The following is a 17,959-nucleotide window of genomic DNA, read 5'->3' on the forward strand; positions in this document are numbered from 1 at the left end:
AGCCGCCAGGCGAGCGCAGGACGGGCCGGCGAGGATGCCCGGATCCGCCCGCGGGGGGTGTGGGGGGTCGTCCCCCCACAGGAGGCACGCGTGAGGGTGTTGGTGGTGGAGGACGAGCCGCTGCTCGCCGACGCGATCGCCGAGTGGCTGCGGAACGAGGCGCACGCCGTGGACCTGGCCCACGACGGGGAGGCCGCGCTGGAGCGGGTGGGCGTCAACGACTACGACGTGGTGGTGCTGGACCGTTCGCTGCCCCGTGTGCACGGCGACGACGTGTGCCGTGAGCTGGTGGCGGGCGGGTCGGCGGCCCGGGTGCTGATGCTGACCGCCGCCGCCGAGGTCACCGACCGGGTGGCGGGGCTGGGGCTGGGCGCCGACGACTACCTCACCAAGCCGTTCGCGTTCGCCGAGCTGGCCGCCCGGGTGCAGGCGCTCGGGCGGCGGGCCAGGCCCGCGGCGCCGCCGGTGCTGCGCCGCGCCGGCATCACCCTGGACCCGGCGCGCCGCGAGGTGTTCCGCGACGGCCGGTACGTGCCGCTGTCCCGCAAGGAGTTCGCGGTGCTGGCCGAACTGCTGCGCGCGGACGGCGCCCTGGTCTCCGCCGAGGAACTGCTGGAGAAGGTGTGGGACGAGAACGCCGATCCGTTCACCGGGGCCGTCCGGCTCACGGTGCACAAGCTGCGCCGCAAGCTCGGCGACCCGCCGGTCGTCGAGACCGTCACCGGAGAGGGGTACCGGATCCGGTGAGACCGCGCCTGCGCCGCATCTCCCTGCGGACCCGGCTCACCCTGGTGTACGGCGGCCTGTTCCTGGTCGCCGGCATGGTGCTGCTGGGCGTCACGTACGTGCTGTTCGGGCAGCAGCTCGACCGGCCCGGGCGGCTGATCGTCGGCCAGCTCGTCCAGTCGACGCAGCCTCCCGCTCCGTCCGGGCCGGTCCCGCAGAAGTTCATGTTCACCCCGGACGGCGACGTGCTCACCGGGGCGGCGGCCGAGCGGTGGCGGCAGCGGCAGAACGACCGGCTGCGCGACGCCGCCGTGACCACGCTGCTCGGGCAGGGCGCCATCGCGCTCACCGTGGTCGGCGGGGTGGCGACCGGCCTGGGCTGGCTGATCGCCGGCCGGGTGCTGGCCCCGCTGCACCGGGTCACCGAGACCGCCCTGCGGATCGCCGGGGCGCCGGCCGCCGACCGCGGCCTGCACGAGCGGATCGCCCTGCGCGGCCCCGACGACGAGGTCAAACGGCTCGCCGACGCCTTCGACGCGATGGTGGAGCGGCTGGACCGGTCGTTCGACGGGCAGCGCCGGTTCGTCGCCAACGCCTCGCACGAGCTGCGCACCCCGCTCACCCTCGGCCGCGCCCTGGTGGAGATGGCCATGCACCGCCCGTCGGCGTCGCCGGACGTGCGGCGGCTCGGCGAGGACCTGCTGCAGATCAACCTGCGGCACGAGAAGCTGATCAGCGGGCTGCTGCTGCTCGCCGGTTCGGAGAAGGAGATCACCGAGCGGGCCGTGGTCGACCTGGCCGACATCGTCGCCCACGTCGTCGCGCAGACCGAGGGCGAGGCGCACAAGGCGGACGTCACCGTGCACCACGAGCCCGGCGAGGCCGTCACCTCCGGGAACGCGCTGCTGCTGGAACGGATGGTGCAGAACCTGGTGGAGAACGGCATCCGGCACAACACCGGCGACGGCTCCGGCCGGGTCCACGTCGCCAGCCGCACCCGCGAGGACGGCCGGGCCGAGCTGACGGTGACCAACACCGGTCCCGTCATCCCCGGCTACGAGGTGCCCACCCTGTTCGAGCCGTTCCGCCGGCTGGACGGCGACCGGCTGGTCACCGCCAAGGGCGCCGGACTGGGACTGTCCATCGTCCGGTCCGTCGTACAGGCCCACGGCGGGCAGGTCACCGCCCGCCCCCGCGACGGGGGCGGGCTGACCGTGACCGTCGTCCTGCCCGCCCCCGGTGCCGAGGCGGCGGGACCGGGGACCTAGGGAGCCTGCGCCTTCCGCCGAAAACCTTTTGCCCGGAGCAGAGCCCGGCGCCTAGCGTGGCCCGCATGACGATGATGTTCATGGTGATCCGCCGTGCCCGCCTCCGGGCGGTCGCGACGGGCGTGGGGATGGCACCCGCTCACTGACGAATGGGCCGCGCGGATCGTCGCCGGCGCCGGTGTGCGCCCCGGGCAGCTCGTGCTGGACATCGGGGCCGGGCGCGGTGAGCTGACCGCGCACCTGGTGGCCGCCGGGGCCCGCGTCATCGCGGTGGAACTGCATCCCGGCCGCGCCCGCGCGCTGCGTGAACGCTTCGCGGACGCGCCCGTCACGGTGGTGCAGACCGACGCGCTGGCGCTGCGGCTGCCCGAGCGGCCGTTCCATGTGGTCGCCAGCCCGCCCTACGGGATCTCCAGCCCGCTGCTGGACATGCTGCTCGCCCCGCGGTCCCGGCTGGTCGCCGCGGATCTGGTGCTGCCGCGCGCCGTGGTCCGCCGCTACACCGAAGGCCGCCGTGCCGACGCCGGACGGGGACGCTGGATCCTCACCGCAGGCCGGCCGCTGCCGCGCCGGGCGTTCCGGCCGCCGCCGAGGGTCGACTCGGCCGTCCTCGTCGTGCGCCGTCGCTGACGGCCCCGCGGACGCCGATCATCGCCCCGAGGCCGGCCGGTCCGCCCGGTCCGGTAGCCGGTCACCGCCCCGAGGCCGGCCGGTCCGTCCGGTCCGGTAGCCGGTGCGGCCGGTATCGGTCACCGCCGGCGCGCGCCGCCGGATGGCCGCAAGTGGCCGATGCGCCCCGGTAACGGCCCCGTCACCAGCCGGGTCGCCGCGGAGCGCGGTCCGGCCGCCGGGCGTCTTTCCCGGCGGTCTGACCATTTACTGACCAGACCCGTCTATCGTCGGTAATCTCCGGTGCGACGCGCCGTACCGGGACGGGGCGAGGTGAGGATGTCAGCGAAGGATCGGCCGGCCGCCTCCGGCATCGGCCGGGACCGGCGGTGGCCGGACACCGGACGGGTCGGCCGGTGATGTCCGTGGACGACCTGACCGGTCACGGCCGGTCCGTGCACGGCGGGCGCCCTCCGGCGCACCGGGCCAGCGCCGCCCGCGTCTACGACTACCTGCTCGACGGCAAGGACAACTACCAGGACGACCGGGACCTGGCCGACCGGATGCTGCGGCTGCAGCCGCGGCTGGCCGTGGCCGCCCGGGAGAACCGGGCGTTCGTCGGCCGGGCGGTGCGCTGGCTGGCGTCCGCGGGGCTGCGGCAGTTCCTCGACATCGGCTGCGGGCTGCCCGGCCACGACGACGTCCACCGGATCGCCGGCCGCCAGGCGCCCGGCGTCCGGGTCGTCTACGTCGACCGGGACCCGATCGTGCTCGCCCACGCCCGTGCCCTGCTGGCCGGCGGCGACGAGGTCCGGGTCGCCCCGGGCGACCTGACCCGCCCCCGGGAGCTGCTGGCGGACCTGCCGCTGCTGGACCTGGACCGGCCCGTCGCGGTCGTGCTGTCGTCGGTGCTGCACCACCTGGCCGACGACGACCGCCCGCGGGAGGTCATGGCCGAGCTGCGCGACGCGCTCGCCCCCGGCAGCGCCCTGCTGGTGTCGCATCTGGCCGCCGACCTGGCGGGCGCCGGCGCCCGCCGGGCCGCCGAGCTGTTCACCCGGGAGACCGGGATCCCCCTGGTCCCCCGCACCCGGGCGGAGATAGCGGCGTTCTTCGGCGACTTCCGCCTGGTCGAGCCGGGCCTGGTCGCCACCAGCCAGTGGCGTTCCACCGGCCCGGTCAGGCCCCCCGCCCAGGTCCTCATGTACGCCGGCGTCGCCCTGTCGGGCCCCGGTCAGGCCTCGGGGTAGCGCAGCAGCCAGTCCATGGCGGGGGTGCCGTACCCGTCGGGCTCGGTGGGCGGGCTCATGCCGAACTCCAGGGCGCAGTCGGCGGCCATCTGGACCACCGTGTGGCGGACCTCCAGGCCGGCCTGCCAGTGGCCGGGGAACACCTGGCCGCCGTAGCGGGCGCCGAGCAGGTTGCCGGTGATCGAGCCGACCGAGTCGCTGTCGCCGGAGTGGTTCACCGACCGCAGCAGGGCATGGGTCGCGACGCGGACCGGACGCGGGTCCGGATGCCACCCTCCCTCCGGGAGCTCGGGAACGTCGTCCTCGGCGCGCAGCACCACGTAGAGCGCGCTGGCGAGGGCCTGCTCGCCGGTCCAGCCGCCGCCCAGGGACTCGACCCGTTCCGGGGTGGAGGGGCCCTGCGCGGCCAGGTCGACGGCGGCCTCGATCGCGGTCGCGGTCTCCTCGTGCCCGTCGCGGCGGCGGAGCAGTTCGCACGCCTCCTCGAGGGCCGTGGTGAGCGGCCTGCCGCGGACCAGCCCCCACACCGTGGCCGCCAGCACCCCCGCCGGCAGATGGCCGCTCGGGTGGCCGTGGGTGAGCGCCGCCGCCCGGCAGCCGAGCTCGAACGCCGCCTCGGGGGAGGAGGTCCCGAACCCGCACGGGGCGGTGCGGACCACCGCGCCGCAGCCCTTGGAGTCGTTGATCGGCTGCTCCGGGGTGCCCAGCGGACGGCCGGGGTCGCGGCGCGCCGCCGCCCTGTCCAGCGCCGACAGGCAGGACCGGGGCGGTTTGCGGCGTTCGGTCATCGCGGGCTCGGCCGCCAGCCACCCGCCGAGCCGGAACGGCTGCGGCGTCGTCTCCCGGGACTGCCCGTTCAGCCAGGTCAGGTAGGTGGCCTGCAGGATGCCGGTGGCGGCGCCGCCGATGCCGCGCGCCCGGGCCCGCACCGACGACTGCACCAGCGCGTGCGCGGTGAACAGCGTCAGCTGGGTGCCGGCGGTGATCGCGCCCCGCGAGCCGGGCCTGCCCACGTACCCGCGGATCCCGTCACGGCCGTACCGGCGGTGGATGTCGCCGAGGGACAGCCGTTCGACCGGCGCCCCGAGCGCGTCCCCGATCGCACCGCCGAGCAGGCATCCCAGGATCCGGTCGGGGTGCGGGTGCGTGGTGTCCGGCATTCCGGTCACTGTAATACGGCCCGCGCTTACCGGGCGGCCATTGTGCGGGCGCGACGCGCGATCTACGCTTCGGTGTCGAAGCGCTTCGATTATGTCTCCCCGGCCGGTGTTCCGACGTCCCGCCCCCGAGAGGACACCATGCCCGAGCCCTTCTCGCCGTCCCGCCGCAGTCTGCTGGGCGCCGCCGCGGTGGCCGCCGGTCTGCCGTTCCCGGCGGCCCCGCCCGCCGCCGCCGGCTCCCGCGGCCGGCGCCATTTCCTGCAGAGCCGGATCGTCGACTGGCGTTTCGGAATGTTCCTGCACTTCAACATGGGGACATTCCACGACGCCGAATGGGTGGAGCCGTTCCGGGACCCGATGTCGTTCACGCCCGCGGAACTGGACTGCGGTCAGTGGGCGGACGCCGCCAGGGCCGCCGGGATGCGGTTCGGGGTGCTCACCGCCAAGCACCACGACGGGTTCTGCCTGTGGCCGTCCCGGCACACCGCCTACTCGGTGGCGAGCAGCCCGGTCCGCCGGGACGTGGTCGGCGAGTACGTGCGCGCGTTCCGCTCCCGGGGACTGGCGCCCTGCCTGTACTTCTCCATCTGGGACCGCACGAACGGCGTCGGCCCGGCCGGCTTCGACGACCGCCCGCCCATCACCCGCCGGATGATCGACTTCGTCAAGGCCCAGCTCACCGAACTCCTCACCGGCTACGGCCCGATCCCGCTGCTGATCCTCGACGGCTGGGCCTGGCACTGGGCGTTCGGCCACCGCACCCTGCCCTGGCCGGAGATCCGCGCGCACATCGCCGCCCTGCAGCCCGACTGCCTGGTGCTGGACCTGAACGGGCTGAGCGTCCCCTGGCACTCGGACCTGCTGTTCATCGAGGAGACCAAGGGCGGCGTGTTCTGCCCGCCCGGCAACACCTACGCCGCCACCCAGGGGCAGACCATCGCCCCCGCGGGCTGGTTCTGGCACCCGTCGACCCCCGCGGATCTCCTCACCGTGGAGCAGATCGTCGACGGACACCTCAAGGTCCTCGAGCCCCGCTACTGCACGTTCATCCTGAACTGCCCGCCCAACCCGCAGGGCCTGCTGGACGACACCGTCGTGCGGACGCTCCACGAGGTGGGCCGCCGCTGGCGCCCCGACCGCACCCGCCCCCCGCTGCCGCCCCAGCCCGCCGCGATCGCCCATCCGCTCACCCCGGCGGCCGTCACCGCCACCAGCGGCGACCCGCTGCCCGCCATCGACGGCCACAGCGACTTCGGCTGGAACGGCCAGGCCGACCAGACCCTCTGGACCTCGGCGGCCCCGCCCACCGTGCACGCCCCCCAGGCGGTCACCCTCGACCTGGGCCGCGTCCACACCGGCATCGACGCCCTCACCTACCTGCCGCGCCAGGACACCAGGAACGACTACGTCCTGGAGGACTTCAACACCGAGGGCGACATCACCGCCTACCGCATCACGGCGAGCACCGACGGCACGTCCTTCCGCACCGTCGCCCGGGGCGAATGGCCCGCCGACCACACCCTCAAACTCGCCGCCTTCCGCCCCACCACCGCCCGCTACCTGCGCCTGGAGGCCCTGGCCACCGCCGGCGGCGCCCCCGCCGTGATCAGCGAACTGGACTGCGGCTCCCGCACCTCGCGCCCCCGCCCCCTGTAGCCCGCCCGGCGCCTGCGCAAAGGAACGACGACAGGACCGGCCTGGGAGAGCCGTGAAACGACGAGAGGCAGGCACGATCTCTCGTGCCTGCCTCTCGTATGGCGGGTGCGCCGTCAGGGACTCGAACCCCGAACCCGCGGATTAAGAGTCCGCTGCTCTGCCAATTGAGCTAACGGCGCTCGTCGGGTGGGAGGCGGTGCCTCTCGCTCGCGACGTCAGGAACTTTATCAGCAGGGAGCGGGCTACGCGAATCGGTTGACGGGGGCTCGGCGGGCCGGCCGTCGCCCGGCCTCGAGCCGGCCGCCGCGCCGCCGGCCGGCCGGTGGGCGGAAGGAGCCGCACAACGACCAAGGCCCCGGTCACCGCATCGGTGACCGGGGCCTTGCTGGTCGCCCAGTGAGGGTGAGTGAGGGGACTTGAACCCCCGACACCCAGGACCACAACCTGGTGCTCTGCCGACTGAGCTACACCCACCGCGTGCCGGTTGAACCGGCCTAGAGAAGTGTAGCGGCTTTCGGGGGGTGTTCGCGCGCGGGGGCGGCTACCCGTTCTGCGGGGACGGGGCGGCGGAGGCGGCGACCACCTCGGCGGCCACGGCGCGGGCGGTGTCGGTGTCCGGACCGGGCTCGGGGACGAAGATGGCGCGGCGGTAGTAGCGCAGCTCGCGGATGCTCTCGGTGATGTCGGCCAGGGCGCGGTGGCCGCCGGTCTTCTGCGGGCTGGCGAAGTAGGCGCGGGGGTACCAGCGGCGGGCCAGTTCCTTGATGGAGGACACGTCCACCATCCGGTAGTGCAGGTGGGCGTCGAGGGCGGGCATGTCACGCGCGATGAACGACCGGTCGGTGGCGATGGAGTTGCCGCACAGCGGGGCCTTGCGCGGGTCGCGGACATGGGTGCGCAGGTAGGTCAGCACCATGTCCTCGGCCTCGCCGACCGACACCCCGCCGGGCAGCGCCTCCAGCAGGCCGGAGGCGGTGTGCATGTCGCGGACGACCTTGGACATCTGCGCGAGGGCCTCCTCGGGCGGCTTGATCACCACGTCCACGCCCGCGTCGAGGATGTTGAGTTCGCTGTCCGTGACCAGGACGGCGATCTCCACCAGCGCGTCCCTGCGCAGGTCGAGGCCGGTCATCTCGCAATCTGCCCACACCAACAGGTCGTTCATGGCTCAACCCTAATCCGCCCGGGGGCGGGGCGGGCCCGCACCGGGCGGGCCGCCGCTCACAGCACCTTGACCGAGCCGATCACCTGGTCGAGGTCGCCGCCGTGGGGGTGACTGTCGGGCATGCTCATCCACAGCACGGCGGGTCGTTCGTCCTCGCCCCGGTCGATGAGGATCACCACCACCGTCTCGGAGGTGAAGTTCCAGCCCTGGGTCTGCGCCTGCGGGAACGTCAGCTTCAGCTTGACCAGGTACGCGTCGTGCCCGTCGATCTCGCGGGGCGCGGCCTCCAGTTCCTGGGTGCCGTGCGGCGAGGGGTAGCTGGCGTACTGCCCGGGGGTGGAGACGATGGTGCGGGCGAACATGTTGGCGGCCGTCGCCAGGTCGTCGGCGCCCTCGTACGGCACCTCCTTCGGCAGCGGCCCGGAGTACACCGACGCCACGTACGCCCCGCCCTGCTTGTCGTAGTTCTCCTGGACGACGGCGGACTGGCCCTGGCGCATGCCGTAGATCTGGTAGACGAAGCTCTCCTTGCTGATGGGGTCGGCCTGCCACTTGCCGCCCAGCCGCGCGTAGGAGATGCCGGCCTCCCGGTCGGTGATCGTGCCGGCCACCGGGGACGTGGCGGACGGGGAGGAGGAGGGCCCGGTCGTGGCCGAAGGCGCGGGGGCGGTCCGGCCGGGGCCTGCGGCCGTCGTCCCGGAGTCGTCGCCGCCCAGCACGCCGGTGGCGAACAGGGCGACCAGCACGATGAGGACGACCGCCACCACGCCGCCCCCGGCCAGCACCGCCACCAGCGCGGTGTTGCCGCGCTGTTCCTTGACCGGCGCCGTCCAGGGCGGTGGCGTCGTCCCGCCCTGGTACGGGGCGAACGGAGGGGACGGTGCGTCGTCGGCGGGGCGGGTGGCCTCGGTCCACTGGCTGCCGTCCCAGTAACGCAGGCCGGGCATGCCGTACGGATCGGCGTACCAGCCCGCCGGAGTCTGGCCGCTCATGGCGCCGAGGTTATGCGGCGTACATTACAAACCGGTCACCCGTTCCCGAAAACGGACCATCATCGCAGGTCGCCGGTGGTGGCCAGGGCGGCGACATGCCGGGGCACCGGGATTCCGGGAGGCAGCAGCGGGTCCGGCACGGGCTCGCCGAGCACCTGGCGGACCGGCACCACCCCCGCCCACACGTCCAGGGAGTAGTCGTCCTCCTCGTCGACGGGCGGGCCCTGGCGGATCTTGACCGACGCCTCGTCCAGCGGGATCGCCACCACCGCGGTGGCCGCCAGTTCCTTGCGGGTGGGCCGCCGGGCCGCGTCCCACTGGCCGGGCGCCAGCCGTTCGATGATGGCCCGCAGCCCGGCGAGCACCTCGTCGGGGTCGGTGACGAGCCGGGGCGTGCCGTAGATCATCGCGCAGCGGTAGTTCACCGAGTGGTGGAACACCGACCTGCCCAGCACGATCCCGTCCAGATGGGTGACGGTCACGCAGACGTCCTGGGCGGGGGCGTCCCGCAGGCTCCGCGCCCCGGTGGAGCCGTGCACGTAGAGGACGTCGCCGATGCGGCCGTAGGCGGTGGGGATCACCCGGGGCGTGCCGTCCACGACGACGCCGAGGTGGCAGATCATGCCGGCGTCGAGCACCTCGTACAGCGCGTTCCGGTCGGACACGCCGCGGGCCCGGCCCCGGCGCAGTTCGGTGCGGGGAGTGGAGGACAGTGCTGGCTGGCTCATGCCCCGTACGCTAGGCGGGCAGTGGCATCCTCCCCAGAGCCACTTTCCGCCGATATCGAAAGACCACTTCGATGCCCCTCGCCGCCGCCGACCTGCCGCTGCCCCTCGACCGGTCCGCCGCCGAACCGCTGACCGCCCAGCTCACCGCGCGGCTGCGGGCGGCGATCCGGGACGGCGCGCTGGCCGCGGGCGAACGGCTGCCGGGCAGCCGGACCCTGGCCGCCGCGCTGGGCGTCAGCCGCACCGTCGTGATGGAGGCGTACGCCCAGCTGTACGCCGAAGGCTGGCTGGAGGGGCGGCACGGCTCGGGCACGTACGTCGCCGACGTGCACCCGGACCCCGCGCCCGCCGCGGGGCCGGTCCCGGTGGACGCGGCCTTCGCCGACGCGCCGCCCGACGGGTGCGTCGACCTGCGTCCCGGCATCCCGTGGGTCGGCGACCTGAACACCCCCGCCTGGCGCCGCGCCTGGCGGCAGGCCGCCGAGATCGCCCCGAGCGGGCGGGCCGACCCGTGGGGACTGGCCGGGCTGCGCGCCGCCCTGTGCGAGCACATGCGGCGCACCCGCGGTGTGACCTGCCGCCCCGAGCAGGTGGTGGTGACCCGCGGGGCGACCAACGGGCTGGACATGCTGGCCGCCGCCGTGCTGCGGCCCGGCGACCGGGTGGGCGTCGAGGAACCCGGGTACGGGCGGGCCCGCGCCGTGCTGGAGGCCCGCGGAGCCGAGGTCGTGCCGTGCCCGGTGGACGAGCACGGGCTGGTGGTGGACGCGCTGCCGGAGGGGCTGCGGCTGATCTACACCACGCCCTCGCACCAGTACCCGCTCGGCGGGGTGCTGCCGGTGCCGCGCCGCCAGGCCCTGCTGGCGTGGGCGCGGCGGACCGGGACGCTGGTCGCCGAGGACGACTACGACGGCGAGTTCCGCTTCGACGTGGCCCCGCTGCCCGCGCTGTACGGGCTGGACCCGGAGACCGTGGTCTACCTGGGCACCATGTCCAAGCGGCTGACCGCCGACATCGGGGTGGGCTGGCTGGCGGCCCGCCCCGGCCTGGCCGCGGCGGTGGCGCGGCGGCGGCTGGAGCTGAGCGACCGGACGGCGGTGGTGCCGCAGGAGGCGGTCCGGCTGCTGCTGGAACGCGGCGACCTCGACCGGCACATCCGCCGGATGCGCGCCGAGTACGCCCGCCGCCGCGCGGTGGTCGTGGAGGCGTTCGCCGGGCTGCCGCTGCGGGGCGAGGGCGCGGGCCTGCACCTGGTCGTGGAACTGCCGCGGGACCTGACGGAACGGGTGACGGCCGCGGCCGCGGGGGAGGGCCTGCTGCTGGACTCGCTGGTCCGCCACTACGCCGGTGCGCCCACGGCGGCCGGCCTGGTGATCGGCTACGGCGCGACCCGCGCCGCCCTGCTGCGCGACGGCTGCCGCCGGGTGCGCGCCCTGATCGACGAACTGGGCGGCGGCCGGACGGGGTGACCCCGTTCCTCCGAGGGGCGGCCCGGGGCTCAGACGGCGCCCGGGGTCAGCACCGGCTCGGCGGCGGGCCTGGGCAGCCGGTGCGGGATCAGTGCGGCGGGGGGATCGGTCTGCTCGCCGACCGGCTGGCGGGGGCGCGGCACGCCCATCATGGGGGCGTCGCCGCCGGTGATGCGGTGGACGTCCAGGCCGCCCGGGTCGGGCAGCATCGACTCGGGCACCTGCGAGGCGCCGAAGTGCCCGCCGCGCGCCCACGGGCGGCGCTCCCGGGCCGAGTGGTAGGACTGCGGGGACGGCAGCGGCGGGCCGGCGGGCCAGCGGCGCGGCACCGACCAGGTGTCCAGCCAGCGCATGATGCGCTCCAGGCCGTTGAGCGGACCGGCCGTGAAAGGTTCACGGGCCAGCCCGATCACCACGATCTGCACGCAGGCGCGGCCCTCGGCGCGGACCGGTTCGGCCAGCAGGCAGGCGGCCCGGGTGACGGGCAGCAACTGGACGATCTCGCCGGTCACCGGGTTCCACACCAGATGCGGGGGGCGCCCCTGGCGGGCCAGGTCACAGGCCGCCGAGCGGGCCGAGACCCGCCGCGGGTCGTTCTCGCTGGTGAACCAGACGACCCTGGGAGCACCTCCTTTCAGACGTCCGCCGTCCTGGCGGGCCGGAATGCGTCCGGCCCCGGGTAGCCATGCGTCGGCCACTGCGCGTCCCCCCCAATCGGGTGATCGGCCCCGAAAGGTTCAATCCTTCGTTGTTAGCCCACACTGACCGGTAAGTCCAGGCCAGGCCTGTTCTCCGGTACGCCGCGACCCTGTGGTGGCAGGGCGGCCGGCATCCGCCCCGGTGGCATGTAACCACCCGAACCGGTGGGATATCCAGGTTGCTCATGACCTCGGCCGACGGGGCGTCGGTGCAGGTGGTGCCGGTGTGCCCGGTGTGGTGGGAAAGCTCCGTGAGGAGACCGGATGTGGCCAACGGTCCACCGGTGCGGTCATCACGGGACGATAAGGCCCACCCGGATCCGCCATCGCAAACCGAGTTGCGTTCTAATAGTTCGCCATGAGCGAGCACGCGACGAGGGAGGCCGGCATGAGCGAGTCGCGCACGGGCACGACCGAGGTTCCCGGGGTGGACGTGCCCCGGCTGTCGGCCTGGCTGCAGCGGACGCTGCCGGACGCCGGTCCGATCGAGACGGTACGGCTGATCGCCGGAGGCCGGTCCAATCTGACCTACGGGATCACCCTGGACGGCGGGCGGCGGATCGTGCTGCGCAGGCCCCCGCTCGGGCACGTGCTGCCCACCGCCCACGACATGGCGCGCGAGTACCGGGTGCTGTCGGCGCTGTCCGGCGGGACCGGGGTGCCGGTGCCGAACCCGCTGGCGTTCTGCGCGGACGAGGAGGTGATCGGCGCCCGGTTCTACCTGATGGACCATGTCGACGGGCGGGTGCTGCGCACCGCCGAGGACGCCGCCGACGTCACCCCCGAGCAGGCCCGCGAGCTGAGCGAACGGCTCGCCGAGGTGCTGGCCGCCATCCACACCGTGGACGTGGAGGCCGCCGGGCTCGGCGACTTCGGCCGCCCCGCCGGGTACATGGCCCGCCAGCTCAAGCGGTGGGGCCAGCAGTGGGACCGTTCGCGGGAGGCCATCGTGGCCACCGGGGCGACCCGCGACCTGCCCGAGTACGACCGGCTGGTGACGCGGCTCGGCGAACGGCTGCCCGACGACGGCCGGTCCGGGCTGGTGCACGGCGACTACCGGCTGGACAACGCGCTGGCGGTGCTGGAGCCGCGGCCCGACATCGCCGCGGTCGTGGACTGGGAGATGTCCACGCTCGGCGACCCGCTGTCGGACCTCGGCCTCACGCTGACCTACTGGGCGCAGGCCGACGACGCCGACCGGCTCCCGGTCGGCGCCACCGTCACCGCCGCGCCCGGCTTCCTGACCCGCCGGCAGTTCGCCGAGCGGTACGCCGACATGACCGGGTTCGACCTGTCGCAGATCGACTTCTACGTCGCGTTCGCCTGCTTCAAGCTGGCCGTCATCCTGGAGGGCATCCACGCCCGCTTCCTGCAGGGCGCCACGGTCGGCGAGGGCTTCGACAAGATCGGGGACGCGGTGCCGCTGCTGCTGGAGCGCGCCCACCGGATCCTGGACACCCGCACCCCCTGGTGACCCGGGGGACGCCCGGGGTCCGGGACGCGGTCAGGCGCCGCGGGCCCCGGGCGCGCCGCCCGTCAGTCCCAAAAGCCGCACTCCCAGCTCACCCTGGCCGCGCCGTCGGGGGAGAAGTACACCGTTCCGGACCCGTCGGAGCCGGGGCCGTCGCAGCCGTCGTCACGACTCACCGTCAGGGTCTCCGTCTGGCCCGGCGCCAGCCTGCCGCCGCCGCCCGACACTCTGATCGGCCCGCGCGTCCCCGTGACGCGCCAGTCGACGGCGCCGCCCTGCGCGGTGATCCGGATGGTGCACGAGCGCTGACCCTCCTCCATCCGGCAACCGCTGACCTGGAGCGTTCCCGGCCGGGGCCGAGGCGGCTGCGGCCGCGGAGCGGGCCGGGTGGTCGTGGGGCTGGCCGTGGGGGTGGGCGAGGCGGTCGACGGGGACGCCGACGGCGTGGTCGGGCTCGCCGAGGGGCTGCTCGGCTCCGGGGCCGGCGACTCCTCCGGCGACCCGGTGTCGCTGGGAACGCCCGTGTCCGCGGGCACCGGCGGTCCCGGCCGGGATCCGCCCACGGCGGGGTCCTCCCCGCCGCCGGGCAGCAGCCAGAACGCCGCGCCCAGCACCACGACCACCGCGGCGGCCACCGCGAGCACGGGCAGCAGCCGCTGCCGCCGCTGCGGTTCGGCCGCGCCCGCCGGAGTCGCCGCCGCGCCCGCCGGCAGCGGCCAGCCCCACTCGTCCAGCGGCTCGACGTTGCGGGCCGCGGCGAGCCGCGCCTGCTCGCCGGCCGGGTCGACGGCCGCGCGGAGCACCTGGGCGCGCAGCTCGAACGGGACCAGCGCCACCGGCAGCGTGCGCAGCAGCGCCGCGGCGGCCAGCCGGGTGCGGTCCTGCGCGCAGATCGGGCAGCCCTCGGCCATGTGCCCGTCCACGTCCCGGACGACCTGGGGATCCAGCGGGCGCTGCTTGCCGGTCACCATCGCGGTCACCTCGGGACATCGCCCGAACTCCGCGACCGCCGGCACCCGCAGCGCGTCCTCCAGCGCGGCGCGCGCCGCCACCGCCAGCTCCGCCGCCGTGGTGTCGTCCAGGCCGAGCACACCGGCCAGCTCCGCCGGGGTCATGCCGTGCCGCATCAGCAGGTCGATCGCCTCGCGCTCACGGCCCTGCAGCCCGGCCAGCGCGCCGTGCACCAGCTTGCGCATCTCCAGCCGGCGGGTCCGGTCCTCCTCGTCCAGGAACGCGCCGTCGGCCTCCGGGGCGGGCTCCGGCGGCCGGGCCTCGCCGGTGCGCGGGTCGACGATCCAGCCGCGCTCGGGCCGCCGCCCGTCCCGGTCGCGGGCCCGCCGGCGGCGCAGGCACTCGGTGCGGGCCAGCGCATACAGCCAGGCCCGCAGCAGGTGGGGGTCGGCCAGCCGGCCGGCGTGCGCGCAGGCCGCCAGGAAGACGTCGCGCAGCGCGGCGGCCGCGGCGGCCTGGTCGGGCAGCAGGGCGTGGCAGTAGTCGTACAGCCTGGGGGCGTGGGTGTCGTAGAGCTGCGTCAGGGCGTCGATGTCACCCGCCGCCAGGGCCTCGGTCAGACGCCGGTCGTCGTCGCGGTCGCTGCTCGGCCATCCGGACACTGTGAAATTCTCCCGTGCTGCGGCACTCGAGGGCTTGATACCGGTCACGGGATGCGTGGAGGCCCGACGCCCCGCTCCCGTCGGGCCTCCATCTAACAGGACGGCCGGTGCACTCCGCTGGTTGACACGAGATTCCACGCAATTTTCGTCAAACCGGCTGAGCGCCCGGCAGGGGGCCCAGACGGGAACAGGTCAGGCGACCGCATCGCAGCGAGGGTCGCCTGACCTGCTCATCAGGGGTCCGGGGCCGGGCCCCGGACGAACGGATCAGTTGCTGATGCGCCGCGACATCGCCTGCAGGAAGATCTTCTGGATCTCGGCGGGGGTCCTGGCCACGTACACGCTGCCGCCGGTGACCGCGGCGATCTGCCGGAGCTCGTTGACGTCGATGCCGCTCCCGATGCCGATGATGATCACCTGCACCGGCTTGGTGGAGTCGGCCATCCCGCGCAGCCGGTCCAGCGTCTGGTTCAGCGTCGGGCCGTTGTCGTCGTCGTTCTTGCCGTCGGTGAACAGCACGATCGAGTTGACGAACTCCGGCTTGTACGTGCCGGTCATGTGCTCGTACGCGGCCAGGATCGTGTCGTAGAGCCCGGTGTCGCCGTTCGGCTTGGGCCGCATCTGCGACAGGCTGGACAGGATCAGCTGACGGCGGGTGGTGGAGCCGATCCGCTCGCCCAGCGGGCCGATCGGGACGGTCTCCTTGTAGTCCTTGCTTCCGTCCACCTCGGTGGAGAACACCCACTGGCCCAGCTCGCTGTCGTTGGACATCAGCGACAGCCCGCCCTGCGCCACCCGGGCGGTGGCCTGCATCCGGGTCACCCCGCCGCTGCTCTCCAGCATCGAGCCGGAGATGTCGATCACCGACAGCATCCGCATGCCCAGCGACAGCTTGGCCCAGGCCTGCATCAGCCCCTGGACCACGGCCGGCTGCGGCGCCGGCAGCTGGCGCACCCGCCGCGGGTCGACCCCGCTGTCGTCGTCGAACGTGGTGGGGGCCTTGCCGTCGGCGGAGCGGAAGCCCTGCCCGCGCACGTCCTCACGGGCCGGCTCGGTGTTGACCGCCTGCTCCAGCAGCCGGGCCGCCTGCCGGCGGGCCGGGTCGGCGGTGCTGACCGCCAGCGGGTAGTCCAGCAGGAGGGTGCCCTCGGTGGGGTAGATCGCGACCGCGGGCTCCTGCGGCTTGTCCCGGTTGTGCGCCCACACCGCCTGCTCGGAGGACAGCGCGATCGGGTAGCGGCCCTGGCGGTCCCGGCGGAACGAGGCGAACTGCGACTTGACCGTCGGGGTGGTGTTCTCCCGCATCTTGCGCACGATGCCGGTGAGCACCGACTCCCGGTCCGGGTCGTTGGCCAGCAGGGTGTTGGCGATCAGCAGCGAGCCCATGCCCGCCGCGTTGCGGGACGGGTCGGGCAGGTACAGCCGCACGCTCCTGGCCGGGAGGAGCTGGTTCTTGGTGACCGTCCCGGCCTGGCTGCCGCCCGCCACGCTCAGCAGGCTGTCCCAGGACGGGTTGGTCATGGTGCCGTTCTGCCGCAGGCTCTGGGTGAGCTGCTGCGGCATCGCCACCACGATCGGGCTCTGCGCCACCGAGGTCTTGGTGGGCTGGACCGCGTCCTTGCCCTTCTCGGAGGTGCGGACCAGGGAGACCCACAGCGAAGAGTCGGGGATCCACACGTCTGGGCGCCGGTTGCCCGCGCTCTCCACGCTCTGCCCCTGCAGGAGGGTGGAGACCGCGGAGGGCTCGGCCGCCCGCACGGTCGCCTTGACGCACTTGCCGTCGACCTCGTGCTCGGCGTCGTTGAACCGGCCGACCGTCTTGGCGACCGCCGGCTCGATGTCCGGCGCCACCGCCACGTCCAGGGACAGCGCGTCGTCGCCGCAGCCGCCGCCCCCGGCGAACGCGTACACCCCGACGCCCAGCAGCAGCGCCAGGCCGACCGCGCCGGCCATCGGGCCGATCATCCCGGCGCCGCGGCGCTTGCGGCGCCGGCCGTACTCGTAGTCGCCGCTGTCGTAGTCGCCGGAACGGCGCGAGCCGCCGCCCGACCGGCCGCCGCCGGACCGCCCGCCGAGGGTGGGGCCGCCGTCGGACCGGCTGATGGACTCGTACGCGCCGTAGCCGGCCCCGGCGAAGGACCCGCCCTCATCGCGCTCGCCCGGCTCCCGGCCGGCGCCCGGACCGCCGGGACGCCCCGGTCCGTAGCCCGGGTCGGAGGCGCCGCCGAAGCCGCCGGCCTCGAACCCGGACCGCCGTCCGCCGCCCTCGGTGCCGAACCAGTCGGGGATGTCGCTCTCCCCGGAGCCCCCGCGACCAGCCGCGCCCGCCGCGCCCGGCACGTCGTGGCGGCCGGGCGTCCCGTAGCCGCCGGTGCCGGGCCGCTCGTAGCCGCCGGACTGTCCGTAACCGCCGCCCGCGGCGGGCCGGTCGTACCTGCCGGGCTGTTCATGGCCGCCGCCGCCCGCGGGGCGCCGCTCGTATCCGCCGCTGCCCGCGGGATGCTCGTATCCGCCGCCGGGCTGCTGGTAGCCGCCGCTGCCGCCGGGACGCTCGTACCCTCCGGAAGGGCGGGACTGGTACCTGCCGGAGGAGGGGCCGCCGGCCGGATAGCCGGGTGAGCCGCCCGGCGGCGAGGTCAGCGGGTCCTCGCCGTAGTCCGAGGACCGCCCGGCGATGGGTCGGCCCTGGGTGTCGCGGGGGGTGAACCAGTCGGACGTGTCCGCGCCGGACCCGCCGTAGGGCGGGGGAGCAGATGCCTCGTGCCCGCCTTCGCCGTGCTCGTCCGGCAGGTCATTGCGATGACGTCCGCTCACGACTGTCCTCGTTTCACCAGATACCGTCCCAAATGCTTCCCGGCACTGTAGCCGCACCGTTGTACGGTGACAAAGCGCCGCAAGACGTGATCTCGCAGGTCAATGAGCGTGTGGAGGGTCTCCCCGGCGCCGGGCCACGATGCCCGGGGGCCGCGGTGGGACGCGGTCGCCCGTGCCGCCGATCACACGCCCGATGGACTTCTGCTGTATGTCGCGTACGTCCGGTTCCCGCGAGGCCTTCCCGGCATGGTACGCCCCTGCCGGACCCGGCCGCCGGGCTTTTGACCGGCTTGTTCGGAAAAGTCCGTTTTTGATCTTGCGGAAACTTCGTCGCGTACCG

The 17,959-nt window shown here is 74.5% G+C and carries 14 protein-coding genes and 2 tRNA genes; 7 read left to right on the forward strand and 9 right to left on the reverse strand.

Annotated elements, in window-relative coordinates:
- Nucleotides 1-90: 90 nt before the first annotated feature.
- From HNR21_RS14180 to HNR21_RS14195, 4 genes are all read left to right on the forward strand, one after another.
- A complete protein-coding gene (locus tag HNR21_RS14180) occupies nucleotides 91-747 on the forward strand; it encodes a response regulator transcription factor (RefSeq protein WP_119727518.1) in 657 nt (218 codons plus the stop codon).
- Nucleotides 744-1,994, forward strand: coding sequence for a sensor histidine kinase (locus HNR21_RS14185; protein WP_312881028.1), 1,251 nt, complete (start codon nucleotides 744-746; stop codon nucleotides 1,992-1,994). Before HNR21_RS14180 ends, HNR21_RS14185 begins: the two co-directional genes overlap by 4 nt.
- Nucleotides 1,995-2,087: 93 nt before the next feature.
- Nucleotides 2,088-2,624, forward strand: a complete 537-nt coding sequence (locus HNR21_RS14190; protein ID WP_182705590.1) for an rRNA adenine N-6-methyltransferase family protein — start codon at nucleotides 2,088-2,090, stop codon at nucleotides 2,622-2,624.
- A gap of 404 nt (nucleotides 2,625-3,028) precedes the next feature.
- Nucleotides 3,029-3,853, forward strand: a complete 825-nt coding sequence (locus HNR21_RS14195; protein WP_182705591.1) for an SAM-dependent methyltransferase — start codon at nucleotides 3,029-3,031, stop codon at nucleotides 3,851-3,853.
- Here HNR21_RS14195 and HNR21_RS14200 read toward each other — a convergent pair.
- Entirely contained in the window at nucleotides 3,838-5,013 is a 1,176-nt protein-coding gene (locus tag HNR21_RS14200) for an ADP-ribosylglycohydrolase family protein (RefSeq protein WP_182705592.1), read from the reverse strand. The two genes, HNR21_RS14195 and HNR21_RS14200, sit on opposite strands and share 16 nt — an antisense overlap.
- A 138-nt stretch (nucleotides 5,014-5,151) precedes the next feature.
- On the opposite strand from HNR21_RS14200, the gene HNR21_RS14205 reads away from it, so the two are divergent.
- On the forward strand, nucleotides 5,152-6,669 hold the full coding sequence (locus HNR21_RS14205; RefSeq protein WP_182705593.1) for an alpha-L-fucosidase: 1,518 nt from the start codon (nucleotides 5,152-5,154) through the stop codon (nucleotides 6,667-6,669).
- A 106-nt stretch (nucleotides 6,670-6,775) separates the two neighbouring features.
- Here the strand turns inward: HNR21_RS14205 and HNR21_RS14210 are convergent.
- The 5 genes from HNR21_RS14210 to HNR21_RS14230 form a co-directional block, all read right to left on the reverse strand.
- Nucleotides 6,776-6,848: transfer RNA gene (locus HNR21_RS14210), tRNA-Lys, on the reverse strand.
- A 222-nt stretch (nucleotides 6,849-7,070) separates the two neighbouring features.
- Nucleotides 7,071-7,143 (reverse strand) — tRNA-His (locus tag HNR21_RS14215).
- Between the two features lie 67 nt (nucleotides 7,144-7,210).
- Nucleotides 7,211-7,834 (reverse strand): oligoribonuclease, encoded by a 624-nt coding sequence (orn, locus tag HNR21_RS14220; protein ID WP_119727523.1) that lies wholly within the window; start codon nucleotides 7,832-7,834, stop codon nucleotides 7,211-7,213.
- Between the two features lie 56 nt (nucleotides 7,835-7,890).
- Nucleotides 7,891-8,826 (reverse strand): DUF2510 domain-containing protein, encoded by a 936-nt coding sequence (locus HNR21_RS14225; RefSeq protein ID WP_182705594.1) that lies wholly within the window; start codon nucleotides 8,824-8,826, stop codon nucleotides 7,891-7,893.
- A gap of 59 nt (nucleotides 8,827-8,885) precedes the next feature.
- Nucleotides 8,886-9,554: a pyridoxamine 5'-phosphate oxidase family protein gene (locus HNR21_RS14230; RefSeq protein ID WP_182705595.1), complete on the reverse strand. Its 669-nt coding sequence runs from the start codon at nucleotides 9,552-9,554 to the stop codon at nucleotides 8,886-8,888.
- Between the two features lie 71 nt (nucleotides 9,555-9,625).
- On the opposite strand from HNR21_RS14230, the gene pdxR reads away from it, so the two are divergent.
- Nucleotides 9,626-11,023: a MocR-like pyridoxine biosynthesis transcription factor PdxR gene (pdxR, locus tag HNR21_RS14235; RefSeq protein WP_182705596.1), complete on the forward strand. Its 1,398-nt coding sequence runs from the start codon at nucleotides 9,626-9,628 to the stop codon at nucleotides 11,021-11,023.
- Nucleotides 11,024-11,052: 29 nt separating this feature from the next.
- Here pdxR and HNR21_RS14240 read toward each other — a convergent pair whose 3' ends face one another.
- The gene (locus HNR21_RS14240; protein WP_233358974.1) at nucleotides 11,053-11,721 is read right to left on the reverse strand and encodes a hypothetical protein; all 669 of its coding nucleotides are present in this window, start codon (nucleotides 11,719-11,721) and stop codon (nucleotides 11,053-11,055) included.
- A 388-nt stretch (nucleotides 11,722-12,109) separates the two neighbouring features.
- Here HNR21_RS14240 and HNR21_RS14245 point away from each other — a divergent pair, with 388 nt between their 5' ends.
- On the forward strand, nucleotides 12,110-13,195 hold the full coding sequence (locus HNR21_RS14245; RefSeq protein ID WP_182705597.1) for a phosphotransferase family protein: 1,086 nt from the start codon (nucleotides 12,110-12,112) through the stop codon (nucleotides 13,193-13,195).
- A gap of 62 nt (nucleotides 13,196-13,257) precedes the next feature.
- Here HNR21_RS14245 and HNR21_RS14250 read toward each other — a convergent pair whose 3' ends face one another.
- Together HNR21_RS14250 and HNR21_RS14255 are read right to left on the reverse strand one after the other, a co-directional pair.
- On the reverse strand, nucleotides 13,258-14,805 hold the full coding sequence (locus tag HNR21_RS14250; RefSeq protein ID WP_182705598.1) for an RNA polymerase sigma factor: 1,548 nt from the start codon (nucleotides 14,803-14,805) through the stop codon (nucleotides 13,258-13,260).
- 267 nt (nucleotides 14,806-15,072) lie between these two features.
- Nucleotides 15,073-17,619 (reverse strand): substrate-binding and VWA domain-containing protein, encoded by a 2,547-nt coding sequence (locus HNR21_RS14255; RefSeq protein WP_182705599.1) that lies wholly within the window; start codon nucleotides 17,617-17,619, stop codon nucleotides 15,073-15,075.
- Nucleotides 17,620-17,959 lie beyond the last annotated feature (340 nt).

This window comes from Thermomonospora cellulosilytica (genome assembly GCF_014138835.1).
In the GTDB taxonomy this organism is placed as follows: domain Bacteria; phylum Actinomycetota; class Actinomycetes; order Streptosporangiales; family Streptosporangiaceae; genus Thermomonospora; species Thermomonospora amylolytica.

Bases quoted from the DNA above. Each gene is read 5' to 3' on its own strand.
- HNR21_RS14205 (WP_182705593.1), top strand. From the start codon at position 5,152: ATGCCCGAGCCCTTCTCGCCGTCCCGCCGCAGTCTGCTGGGCGCCGCC.
- HNR21_RS14225 (WP_182705594.1), bottom strand. From the start codon at position 8,826: ATGAGCGGCCAGACTCCGGCGGGCTGGTACGCCGATCCGTACGGCATG.
- orn (WP_119727523.1), bottom strand. From the start codon at position 7,834: ATGAACGACCTGTTGGTGTGGGCAGATTGCGAGATGACCGGCCTCGAC.
- pdxR (WP_182705596.1), top strand. From the start codon at position 9,626: ATGCCCCTCGCCGCCGCCGACCTGCCGCTGCCCCTCGACCGGTCCGCC.
- HNR21_RS14245 (WP_182705597.1), top strand. From the start codon at position 12,110: ATGAGCGAGTCGCGCACGGGCACGACCGAGGTTCCCGGGGTGGACGTG.
- HNR21_RS14230 (WP_182705595.1), bottom strand. From the start codon at position 9,554: ATGAGCCAGCCAGCACTGTCCTCCACTCCCCGCACCGAACTGCGCCGG.
- HNR21_RS14200 (WP_182705592.1), bottom strand. From the start codon at position 5,013: ATGCCGGACACCACGCACCCGCACCCCGACCGGATCCTGGGATGCCTG.